This window comes from Caulobacter sp. D5, from assembly GCF_003185805.1.
GTDB lineage: Bacteria > Pseudomonadota > Alphaproteobacteria > Caulobacterales > Caulobacteraceae > Caulobacter.
The window spans coordinates 1-11972 of sequence record NZ_QHJY01000223.1; the positions used below are offsets into that span (position 1 = coordinate 1).

The window sequence follows — 11972 nt, forward strand, 5'->3', positions numbered from 1 at the left end:
CATGCTCAAATCCGGACAACCCTGGCAAAAGCCCGCTTGACCCAACACAGTCGCCGGATAAGCGCTACGCGCTTTCCGGGATGACGAACTTTGGGGAGCGCGGATTTACAGCCGCGCCCGCACCGTCGCCCGAACCGTCCGTGGCGCGCCGGGGAAGATCCACACCGGGCTGTAGGAACTCTGGGCGTAGTGCTCGTCCAGCAGGTTGTCGACCTCCAGGCGGGCGTCGAGCCTGGGGGTGATGGCGTATTCCACCGCCGCCTTGGCCTTCCAGTAGGACGGCAGGATCAGGCCCGAGCCGTCCAGCGCCCCGGCCCGGTCGCCGACGTAGGATGCGCCGACCGTCAGCGACCACTTGTCGAACCGCCCGACGGCGAAGGCGCCGCCGGAGTGCTCGGGGACGTTCAGCACCGCGTCGGTGGCGAAGGCGACGTCGTCGGCGACCGCGTCGGTCCAGCTGTAGTTGACCACCACCCGCCAGGCCGCGCTGACCTCGAACGAGCCGTCCAGCTCGACGCCGCGGCTGGTCAGCTTGCCGACGGGAGCGAGGAAAGAGGCGTCCACCGGGTCGTTGGCCAGGATGTTGCGCTTTTCGATGTCGAAGACCGAGACCGCCACATCAACGCCCGGCCAGGCGCCGGCCAGGCCCAGCTCCCAGCCCCTGCCCTTCTCGGGCGCGAAGCCCTCGCCGGTGCGGCCCGTGCCGGAGTTGAGCAGGAACGAGCGGCCGTAGCTGGCGTGGGCGCTCACAGCGTCGGTCAGGCGGTAGCGGGCGCCGAAGCGGTAGTCGATGGGCGAACCCTCGTTCCGGCCGACCGCGCCGGTGCGGTTGTTGCGGATGGTCTGGCGATAGCGATCGACCCGCGCGCCGGCGAAGACGCCCAGGCGGTCGGACACCTGCCACAGGTCCTGGGCGTAGAGGGTCGCCACGCGCCGGGTCTCGCGGTTGTCGGTGAAGGGCAGCAGCGACAGCGCCGTCCCGCCATAGACCGGCGCGTCGATCGAGATCGCGTAGGGCGCCGTCGCGGACGGGTTCCGGCGCAGCAGGCCCTCGCGATAGTCGAGGGTGTAGCCCTTCACGCCGATGTTCAGGTGATGGGCGCCCAGGCGGCCGTCGAGCTCGACGCGGCCCGACAGGTCCTCGACACTGTAGTCGCGCTGGCGGCGCTGGCGCCACAGCTCGCGGCCGACCAGGCGCGACTGGTCGCTGGAGAAGCCCTTCATGTCGCCGGTGCGATAGGCCGCGCCCGCCGTCAGCCGCCAGTCGGGCGAAAGCTCGTATTCGCCGGTGACCTGGTGGCGCGCGTTGCGGAAGCGGGTCGTCCCGTCACTAGGCTCGCCGAAGAAGCGCGAGCGCGGGATGGCCAGGGCGTCGCCGTTCACGGCCGGCACGCCGCGATCGAAAGGGGCGTCGAAGACGGTGAACTCGCCCACATAGGTCAGGCGCAGGGCGTCAGTGGGCCGCCAGGTCAGGGACGGGGCGATGGCCCGGCGGTGCAGGTCGACATGGTCGCGCCAGCCGTCGCTGTGCTCGTCGGCGACGACCAGGCGGGCGGCGACGGTGTCGCTGAGCGGGCCGGTGAGGTCCAGCTCGGCCCGGCGCAGGCCGTAGGAGCCAACGGTGGCGGCGACGCTGCCGGCGTGGGCGAACTGCGGGGTCTTGGAGACGATGTTGACGCGGCCGGCCGGGTCGATGTCGCCGAACAGGGCGCCGGCCGGGCCCTTGAGGATCTCGACCCGCTCAGCCGTGGCCGGATCGCGCGGCGGCGCCAGGCCGCGATTGGCCAGGAAGCCATCGACATAATACTCGGCCCCGCCATCGGGCGTGCCGAGGAAGCCGCGGATGGCGAAGTTGTCGAGGAAGCCGCCGCGATTGTTCTGCTGGCTGACGCCGCTGGTCAGCTCCAGGGCGTCGGCCAGCCGGCCCGCGCCGACGGCGTCGAGCAGGTCGCGCTCGACCGAGCGGCTGGAGGGCGAGGTGGCCTGGGTGATCTCGCCCGCGCCGAGGGTGGCGTCGCGGGCCGCGCCGCGCCGACCCAGGATGACGATCTCGCCCACGGCGTGGGGTTCGGCTTCCGGCGGCTCGATAGCGGGCTCGGCGGCCGACAGGGACAGCAGGCACGCGCTGACGCAGCTCCACGACAGGGGCAAGACGCAACTCCATTTGTAATGTTATTACATATCAGCTATGCCGTAGACACGATGCTGTCAACCGCCCCCTCCCCCGCCCTTTCCTCCAATCGGATCGTCGCCATCGACGCCCTGCGGGGGCTGGTCATGCTGCTGATGATGGTCGACCACGTGCGGGAGTTCTTCTTCATCCACGCCCAGGTCTCCGACCCGATGGACGTGCAGGCGACGCAGCCCTCGCTGTTCTTCACGCGGCTTTCCGCCCACCTGTGCGCGCCGGTGTTCGTGGCCCTGACCGGCCTTGCCGCCTGGCTCTATGGCCGCAAGGCCGGCGGCGAGGATCCGCGCGCCGCGGCAAGGGCGGCCAGCGGCTTCCTGTTCAAGCGCGGCCTTTTCCTGGTGTTCCTGGAACTGACCTTCGTCAGCTTCGCCTGGACCTTCGACCTGACGCCGAAGACCTATTACCTGCAGGTGATCTGGGCGATCGGCCTGTCGATGATCGCCCTGGCGGCGCTGGTGCATCTGCCGCGCGCGGCGATCGCCGCGGTGGGGCTGGCGGTCGTGCTGGGCCACAACCTGCTGGACCCGATCAGCATCGCGCCGGGCCAGCCTGGCCACGCGCTGTGGGCGATCCTGCACGATCGCGGCTTCATCGACCTGCCGTGGGGTGCACGGGCGCGGACCTCGTACCCGCTGCTGCCGTGGATCGGCGTGGCGGCTTTGGGCTATGCGATCGGCCCGTGGTTCGCAGCGACCTGGCGCGACCGGCGCAATCGCTTGCTGCTGACAGGCGTCGGCGCCCTCACCTTGCTTCTGCTGCTGCGCAATCTGAACGGCTATGGCGAGACGCCGTGGGTCCACGGGCCCGACGCCCTGCGCACGGCGATGAGCTGGCTGAACGTCACCAAATATCCGCCCTCGGCCGACTTCCTGCTGCTGACCCTGGGGATCGGGGCGCTGCTGCTGGCGGGGCTGGAGAAGGTCCCGGCCCGGCTGCTCAGCCCCCTGGCCGTGCTGGGAAGCGCGCCGCTGTTCTTCTACCTGATCCACCTCTACGGGCTGCACCTGCTGCAGCTGGCGGCGGTCGCGACGCTGGGGCCCAACCAGGGCGAGGTCTGGAGCCTGCCGGGCGTCTGGGCGATCTGGCTGACGGCGGGCCTGGTCGCGATCCCGTGCTGGTGGGCCTGCCGCTGGTTCGGCCCGGTGAAGCGCGCCAGCCGGCAGCCGTGGATGAAGTATCTGTAGGCAAAATCTCCCTTCCCCCTTGATGGGGGAAGGGTCGGGGATGGGGGTGGAGCGGCGCTGGCCCAATGAGCGCGGCGCTTCGTCCCCGACCACCGCAGTCACTCCCCCCTGCCCCTCCCCCATCAAGGGGGAGGGGTTCTGCTTGTCCGCCCCCCTCGACAGACCCTCGCCCCGTAGGCGAAATACGCCGCGCGGCGTTCCTCCCGCGCCGAGGCGGTCAGCGTAAGAGTTCATGTTCACCAGCGACGAGAACGCCCGGCTGGCGGCGCTGCACGAATACGGCCTGGTCGACACCCCGCCGGAGGCCGCGTTCGACCGCATCACCGCCCTGGCGGCCGAGCTATTCGACATGCCGATCGCCGCCATCACCCTGATCGACGCCGACCGGCAGTGGATCAAGTCGATCGTCGGGCTGGAGCCCGGGGGCACGCCGCGCGAGGACGCCTTCTGCCACTACACGATCCAGTCGGACGAGGTGACCGAGGTGCTCGATCCCGAGCACGACGAGCGGTTCAGCAGCAACCCCTTCGTCACCGACGATCCCAACATCCGCTTCTACGCCGGCGCGCCGCTGCGCCTGCCCAGCGGCCATCGCCTGGGCGCCCTGTGCCTGATCGACCGCAAGGCGCGCCCGCCGCTGTCGGCCGAGGAGAAGCGCCGGCTGGAGGCCCTGGCCCAGATCGTCGTCACCGAGATGGACCTGCGGCTGCTGGCCGCGCGCAGCGAACTGCTGACCCGCCAGGCCCAAGCGGCGACCGAGGCCAAGAGCGAGTTCCTGGCCAACATGACCCACGAGCTGCGCACGCCGCTGACCAGCGTGATCGGCTTCAACGGCCTGCTGGCCGCTTCGCCCAACCTGCCCGACAAGGAGCGGATGCTGGCGACCAAAGCCAAGGGCGCGGGCGAGAAGCTGCTGACCATCGTCAACGACGTGCTGGACCTGGCCCGCCTGGAAGCCGGGGCGAGCGACCTGGCCGACGCGCAGATCGACATCGAGACGGTCGCCCGCTCGGCCGTCGAACTGTTCGCCGAACGGGCGCAGGACAAGGGCGTGGCCCTGACGCTGGAGATCGGCGCCGACCTGCCCACGGTGTGCGGCGACGCCGCCCGCCTGCGCCAGATCCTGGTCAACCTGCTGGGCAACGCCCTGAAGTTCACGGAAAGCGGCGTGGTCTCGCTGCGGGTGGCGGCGCGCGACGGCGCCCTGGATCTGGCGGTCGGCGACACCGGCGTCGGCATTCCGGCCGACCAGCTGGACCGCATCTTCGAGCGCTTCGAGCAGGTGGCCGGCACGGCCCAGCAGTTCGGCGGCACGGGCCTGGGCCTGGCCATCTCCCGCCGCCTGGCCCGCCAGATGGGCGGCGACATCACGGTGACGAGCCGGCCAGGCGAGGGCTCGACGTTCACGGTGACCCTGCCGGGGGCCTGAAGGATCAAGACGACATGCACATCCGCGACGCCGACCTGACCGACGAGCGCACGCAGGACCTGCTGCGGCTGCACCTGGCCGGCATGCACGCCAGCTCGCCGCCCGGGCACGTCTTCGCGCTCGACCTGTCGGGCCTGCAGGCGCCGGGCGTGACGGTGTGGAGCGCCTGGGAGGGCGAGGCGATCCTGGGGATCGGCGCCTTGAAGCGGCTGGACGCGGCGACCGGCGAGGTGAAGTCGATGCGCACCCACCCCGACCATCTGCGCAAGGGCGTGGGCGCGGCCCTGCTCGAGCGCGTGATCGACGAGGCGCGCGCCCTGGGCCTGGGCCGCCTGAGCCTGGAGACCGGCAGCGGCCCGGCGTTCGACGCGGCCCTGACCCTCTATCGCCGGCGCGGCTTCGTCGGCGGCGGGGCCTTCGGCGACTACGTGGCCAGCGACTTCAACCAGTTCCTGCATCTGGAGCTGCCGCGAGGCTGAAGCCCCCTCCCCGCGACGGCGACGCAAAGGCCCTGTTCAGGCGTCTTCCAGCTCGGCGGTCCGCAGCGGACGGGCGCGGCCCAGGCGCTCGCCCAGGTGTTCGGCCAGACGGACCGACAGGGCCACGATCGTCAGGGTCGGGTTGGAGATGCCGCCCTGCGGGAACACCGACGAGCCGGCGACATAGAGGTTGTCGAGCCCGTGGACCCGAAGGTCGGCGTCGACCGCGCCCTTGGCCGGGTCGGCCGACATCCGCGTCGTGCCGATGTGGTGGCCGTTGACGATCAGCTGGCTCTTCAGGTCTTCCCACGACGGATAGTAGAACTGGCCGCCGAGCGCGCCGATGGCCTCCTGGAACAGCAGCGTCGAGGTCTCGTAGGTGTGCTGGTCGCCTGGCCCCACCTCCCAGCGGATCCTGGTCTGCGGCTGGCCGAACACCGGATCGACCGTGTCGGCCAGGGTGATCCGGCTCTCGTCGTTGGGCCGCATCTCGAAATAGTACGAGGAGGTGTAGGGGCGGAACCAGCAGCTGCCGATGCCGTACTGGCGCTGGATGTCGGCGCTGGGCGAGAACCGGCCCTGGACGGTGACGCCGTTGTCGTCGGTCCAGGTTCCGGTCGGGGTCTGCCCCTTGATCAGGCGCATCGCGGCCGGGCTGATGAAGTTTCCGCTGACGCTCAGGGCCGAGCCGCCGCTGAGCGGATGGCACTGGAAGTAGCGGCCGACCTGATCGTTGCCGGCTTCCGACAGCAGGAGCTGGCGGGCGTTCTCGACCGCGCCGCAGGCCAGCACGTAGACGTCGGCCGTGATCGTGAACTCGGTCGCCTTGGCCGGCGGAAAGCTGGTGTCCAGCGAAGCGACCCGCAGGCCCTGCACGACGCCGCCAGCGTGCTGGATCTCCAGCAGGGTGGCGTTGACGATGATCTCGGCGATGGCCTCGGCGGCCGTGACGCCGTCGAAGGTGCGGGTGGCGAAGTTCGTATAGGCCCCGCCCATGAACTGGTACATCTCGGTGTCGAAGCCGGCGATGTCGGGGACCTCGGCGCTCAGCACCCCGGCCCAGTAGTCGGCGCTGAAGTCGTCGCCGTGCAGCACGCAGAGCTTCGCCGCCTGGGCGTAGTAGGGGATGAGGTCTTCATAGGTGATCGGCCAGCCGGGAAAGCCCGGCCGGGCCTCGAAGGTGATCGGGTCCAGCGGCCGGGTCTGGCCGCCCCAGTGGGTGGAGGTGCCGCCATAGACGCGCTCGCGCTCCCAGCCGCGGGCCGACTGGCCGGCATAGGGCTGGATCAGGAAGTCCGGCTCGTTGGTCGTGAACAGCCCCTCGGCCTGGCCGGCGTAGAGCAGGTTCTTCTCGGCCCAGCTTTCCTGGTAGTAGCCCGGGTTGCGGCCGCCCTCGATCAGCACGACCTTGTAGCCGGCCTTCTGCAGCAGCAGGGCCGCGGTGATCCCCGCCGGCCCCGAGCCGACGATGCAAACCTGGGTGGCGATGACGCCGCCGTCGCCGATGTCCCTGCCGTCCAAGATCATGGGAGCCTCCCGATCGCTCCCAGGCAGAATGCGCCTAAATACTCTCATTGGTTGTGAAGAAGTTCACAAGAGGCCTGCAAAAGACCAAAGCCCTCCCCCTTGATGGGGGAGGGTTGGGTGGGGGTGGCCGGCGGCGTTGACGGCTGAACCGCCGCATCACCCCCATCCCCGGCCCTTCCCTCATCAAGGGGGAAGGGAGAACCGTCAGCCCTGGATCGCCTTCAGCACGCTGGTCACGCGGCCGCAGTTGCGGCCGAGGTCGCCGCCGGCGTCGCGGGCGATCGAGCGGACGTCGACGCGGGCGCCGGCGCTGTCGGGACGGACGCGGACGACGAGGTCGTCCTTCATGCCGTACCAGAAGCTGGCGCCAGCGGCCTCGATACGGCCGTCGTTGGGATCGTCGGTGACCAGCTTGAGGCCCTTGGCCTGGACGGCGGCCTTGGCGGCCTCGTAGGCGTCGGCCGGCGTGCGGTCGAGCACCAGGGTCCTGGCGGCCGGGCAGGTCTCGGCGTTGACCTCGGCGACACGGCGGCCGGCGAACAGTTCGGAGCCGACCGGCAGGCTGGGATCGTCGAGCACCGGGGCGGCGACCTCGCCGCGCGCGGCCAGCACCGCCTCGGAGAAGCCCAGCGGAGCCTTCCAGTCGGTGGCGACATCGCCGACCGGCGCGGCGCGGCCGCCGACGCCGGTGGCCAGGAACAGCACGGCGAGGGTGCCGATGGTGATGGCCAGGGCCAGCAGGGCCCGCTTCCAGTGGCGCTGGACGCCGCCGATCATCGCCACGACGACGCCCAGCGCCCCCGTGCCGAGGCTGAGCCAGGCGACCAGCGGCGCCAGATCGCGGGTCATCAGGTCGTAGGCGATCGCCTTGTCCAGCAGGCCAAAGCGCGCGCCCAGGGCGCCGACGACGATCAGCGCGGCCGGGACCAGGGCGATGACCACCGCCCCGATCAGGATCGGCGAGGCCCAGCCGCCCTTCCCGCTCGTTTCGGTCTTGGCGGCCTTCGCCTTGCGGCCCTTGGACGGCTGGATCGGCATGGCCAGCGGCGCCTCTTCGGCCACGAACACCGGCGGGGCGTCGAAGGCCGTCTCGGGCGTCGGCTCCAGCGGCTTGGCCTCGGCCTCGACCAGCGGCTCGTGCGGGAAGACGTCTTCCGGCTCGGCGGCCTCGGCGATGTGGGCGACCGGGGTCGGCTCGGGATCGGGCAGCGAGGCGGCCAGGGCCTCGGCGCTGACCGTCTCGGCTTCGGCCTGGGCGGCCAGCACCTCGGGTTCGTGGACGGGCTCGACGGCCTCGGCCACGTCTTCCGGCGTTTCGACCGGATCGGGCGCGTAGAGCACCGGCGCGCCGGCGCCGTCGGCGGCGGCCAGGGTGGCGGTTCCGGCCGCGGCGGCGGCGATGGTCGGCAGGACGTAGTCCTTCATCCGCTGACGGATGACCTTCTTGTCGATCTTGCCGGTGGCGCCCAGCGGGATCTCGTCGACGAAGACGACGTCGTCGGGCATCCACCACTTGGCGATCTTGCCCTGCAGGAAGTCGAGGAACTCCTCCTTCGTCGCGGTCTCGCCCTCCTTCAGCTTGACCAGCAGGATCGGCCGCTCGTCCCACTTGGGATGCGGCACGCCGATCACGGCGGCCAGGGCGGCCTTGGGATGGCCGACGGCGATGTTCTCGATCTCGATCGTGCTGATCCACTCGCCGCCGGACTTGACGACGTCCTTGGCGCGGTCGGTGATCTGCATGAAGCCCATCTCGTCGATGGTCGCCACGTCGCCGGTGTCGAAGAAGCCGTCGGCGTCGAGGATCTTGCCGCCGGCGCCCCGGAAGTATTCGGCGGCGATGATCGGGCCGCGGATCTTCAGGTGGCCGAAGGCCTTGCCGTCGTGCGGCAGGGCGTTCCCGTCATCGTCGGTCAGCTTCAGCTCGACGCCCATCGGCGGACGGCCCTGCTTGAGGCGATAGGGCATCTGCTGGTCGTAGGGCAGCTTTTCCAGCGCGTCGGTCATGGTCGACAGCGTGCCGACCGGCGAGGTCTCGGTCATGCCCCAGGCGTGGACCACCTCGACGCCGTACTTCTCGTGGAAGGCGCGGATGATGCTTTCCGGGCAGGCCGCGCCGCCGATGACCACCTTCTTCAGGGTCGAGATCGTGCCGCCCGTGCTTTCCAGGTGCTGCAGCAGCATCTGCCAGACGGTGGGCACGGCGGCCGAGAAGGTGACGCCCTCGGTCTCGAGCAGTTCGTGGATCGCCGCGCCGTCCATGCGCGCGCCCGGCATGACGATCTTGGCGCCGGTGGCCGGGGCCGAGAACGCCACGCCCCAGGCGTTGGCGTGGAACATCGGCACCACCGGCAGGATCACGTCGCGCTGCGACAGGCCCATGACGTCGGGCTGCATGGTGATGAAGGTGTGCAGAAAGTTCGAGCGGTGCGAGTACATCACCCCCTTGGGGTCGCCCGTCGTGCCCGAGGTGTAGCAGAGGCCGGCGGCCGTGCCCTCGTCGAACCCGCCCCAGACGCAGTCGGCCGACTGCTCGGCGACCAGGTCCTCGTAGCAGAGCAGGCCCTTGAAGTGCGGGGCATCGCCCGCCAGGCGGAAGTCGGCCGGCATGTGGTCGCGGTCGGTGAACACCACCACGTGCTCGACATTGGGCAGGCGCGGAATGATCCCGGCGATGATCGGCAGGAAGGTCAGATCCGTAAAGATGAGCTTGTCGCCGCCGTGGTCGGCGATCCAGGCGATCTGCTCGGGGAAGAGGCGCGGGTTCAGAGTGTGGCACACCGCGCCGACGCCCATGATCCCGTACCAGGTCTCGATATGGCGGGCGGTGTTCCAGGCCAGGGTGCCGACCCGGTCGCCGGGCCTGATCCCCAACGACAGCAGCAGGTTCGACACCCGCTTGGCGCGGTTGTGGATCTCGGCGTAGGTCGTGCGGACGATGGGCCCTTCGACCGACCGGGTGACCACCTCGCGGCCGCCGTGCCACTGGGCGGCGTGGTCGATGATCTTGTCGAGCGTCAGAGCGCCATGCTGCATCAAACCTTGCATCGAAACCGCTCTCCCGCGTCCTTATCGTTGTTCAGGAGAGGCTAACGGCCGTCGCCGCCCCGCGCAACGCATGGCGCGCCCTAAGCGAACCTTGGGGCGAACCCGCGGTTCTCCCGGCCGGCGAGCCCGCTTTGCGCCCACCTGCACGCAAGTGTAGAGTCCGAAGCTTCCTACACGGCCGCGCTGATCGGCCGCACCGCCCGTTCACTCCCAGAACGCCGTTTTGCGGCTAGCTTCAGCGCCGAGTGTTTTGACCCGCGTAAGAAACGGGAGCGCAAGCCTTGAGATGGCTCGACGCGCTAGGCGCAGACGAACGGCTGGATGAAGTGGCGGCGGACACCCACCGCCTGATGAGCGTGCGCATCGTCTCGGCGGCGGTGGTCGCCGTGGTGGTCGGCGCGGCCCTCGGGCTGGTCATGGCCGTGGTCTGGTTCGCCTCCCTCACCGCCTGCGAAGTCCTGGCCTGGACGGTGACCCGCCGCTTCAAGCCCGGCATGCCGACCACCGACCCGCTGCGCGCGGCCTTCGTGCTGGCCTCGATCCCGATCAACGTGGTGTGGACCTGGCTGGCGGTCTCGCTGTGGCTGTTCCCCGACGCCGACCTGCGCATCGCCGCGCTCGGGGTGTGCGTGGGCGGCATCATCTTCACCCAGAACTTCCGCCACCAGCCGCTGAGCCTGCTGGTGATCACCGCCGCCCCGCCGCTGGCCAGCCTGGTGATCTTCCCGTTCTTCCTGCATGCGCCGCACGGGGTGGGCCATCCGACCAACAAGTGGGCGCTGGTCATGGTGGTGGCCACCACCATCAACGCCATGCTGCTGAACCGCGCGGCGGCCCGCCGGATGGACGCCCTGACCCGCGGCCTGCGGCAGGAGAAGGAGCGCGCCCTGGCCGCCTCGCAGGTCAAGTCGGTGTTCGTGGCGACCATGAGCCACGAGATGCGCACGCCGATGAACGGCCTGCTGGGCCTGGCCCACGCCCTGAAGGGCACCGATCTGGACGAGCGCCAGCGCGACTATGTGGATCTGATGCTGCAGTCGGGCGACAGCCTGATGCAGCTGCTGACCGACGTGCTCGACATCGCCCGCCTCGACGCCGGCGAGACCGAGCTGACGCCCTGCGACTTCGACCTGCACGACCTGGTCCACGCGGTGGCCGACGCCTGGACAGACATGGCCATGGCCCGCGGCCTGACGGTGGACGTGCGCATCGATCCTTCGACCCCGCAGCGCCTGCACGCCGATGCGGCGCGGGTTCGCCAGGTGCTGGGCGGGCTGATGTCCAACGCCCTGAAGTTCACGCGGCTGGGCGGGGTGACGATCGAGGTTTCGAGCCAGGGCGACGCGCCGGACGGACTGGAGACCGTAGCCGTGCGGATCACCGACACCGGTCCGGGCGTCGATCCGGCCTATGCCGACAAGATCTTCGAGAGCTTCACCCAGGTGGACGAGACCATTTCCCGCGCCCATGGCGGCATGGGCCTTGGCCTGACCATCGCCCGGGCCCTGGCCCGGCGGATGGGCGGCGACCTCAGCCTGGAGCCCGCCCAGCGCGGGGCGCGGTTCCTGTTCATGATCCGCGCGCCCCAGCCGGCGCCCCCGCCCCTGCCCGCCGCCCCGCCGCAGACGGCCAACGAGGACGACGAGGTCGTCCCCCGCGTACTGATGGCCGAGGACAATCCGATGAACCAGATGGTCGTGCGGCTGATGCTCGAGGCCGCCGGCGTCGACCTGACGGTGGTCGAGGACGGCCGCCAGGCCCTGGACGCCCTGCGCGCCTCGCACTTCGACTGCGTGCTGATGGACATCAACATGCCGGTGATGGACGGGGTCACGGCCCTGTCGGAGATCCGCTCCGGCGCCGCCGGCCCCGCCGACACCCCGGTGATCGCCCTTACCGCCTCGGCCATGACCGGCGACCGCGAACGGTTCCTCAAGCTGGGCTTCGACGAGCACCTGGGCAAGCCGGTCAAGCCGATGGACCTGATCGCGGCCATCGTCGCGACCCTGGACCGGACGCCCCCGCCGCAGGCGGCGGTGGGGTAGTTTTGAGGGTCCTTCTCCCCTTGCGGGAGAAGGTGGCGGCCGAAGGCCGACGGATGAGGGGTCTCTCAG

At 70.3% G+C, this 11972-nt stretch carries 7 protein-coding genes; 4 read left to right on the forward strand and 3 right to left on the reverse strand.

Going from position 1 to position 11972, the window contains the following annotated elements:
- Positions 1–105: 105 nt before the first annotated feature.
- Positions 106–2151, reverse strand: coding sequence for a TonB-dependent siderophore receptor (locus tag DMC18_RS15250; protein WP_110133070.1), 2046 nt, complete (start codon positions 2149–2151; stop codon positions 106–108).
- Positions 2152–2202: 51 nt separating this feature from the next.
- Here DMC18_RS15250 and DMC18_RS15255 point away from each other — a divergent pair, with 51 nt between their 5' ends.
- From DMC18_RS15255 to DMC18_RS15265, 3 genes are all read left to right on the forward strand, one after another.
- Entirely contained in the window at positions 2203–3375 is a 1173-nt protein-coding gene (locus DMC18_RS15255; protein ID WP_110121854.1) for a DUF1624 domain-containing protein, read from the forward strand.
- A gap of 232 nt (positions 3376–3607) precedes the next feature.
- Positions 3608–4804 (forward strand): GAF domain-containing protein, encoded by a 1197-nt coding sequence (locus DMC18_RS15260; protein ID WP_110121853.1) that lies wholly within the window; start codon positions 3608–3610, stop codon positions 4802–4804.
- Between the two features lie 14 nt (positions 4805–4818).
- Positions 4819–5283: a GNAT family N-acetyltransferase gene (locus tag DMC18_RS15265; protein WP_110121852.1), complete on the forward strand. Its 465-nt coding sequence runs from the start codon at positions 4819–4821 to the stop codon at positions 5281–5283.
- A gap of 36 nt (positions 5284–5319) precedes the next feature.
- On the opposite strand, the gene DMC18_RS15270 is transcribed toward DMC18_RS15265, so the two are convergent.
- Together DMC18_RS15270 and DMC18_RS15275 are read right to left on the reverse strand one after the other, a co-directional pair.
- Positions 5320–6810, reverse strand: coding sequence for an FAD-dependent oxidoreductase (locus tag DMC18_RS15270; protein WP_158285915.1), 1491 nt, complete (start codon positions 6808–6810; stop codon positions 5320–5322).
- A gap of 204 nt (positions 6811–7014) precedes the next feature.
- Positions 7015–9858, reverse strand: coding sequence for a long-chain-fatty-acid--CoA ligase (locus DMC18_RS15275; protein ID WP_110133071.1), 2844 nt, complete (start codon positions 9856–9858; stop codon positions 7015–7017).
- A gap of 281 nt (positions 9859–10139) precedes the next feature.
- Here DMC18_RS15275 and DMC18_RS15280 point away from each other — a divergent pair, with 281 nt between their 5' ends.
- On the forward strand, positions 10140–11903 hold the full coding sequence (locus tag DMC18_RS15280; protein WP_370444623.1) for a response regulator: 1764 nt from the start codon (positions 10140–10142) through the stop codon (positions 11901–11903).
- Positions 11904–11972 lie beyond the last annotated feature (69 nt).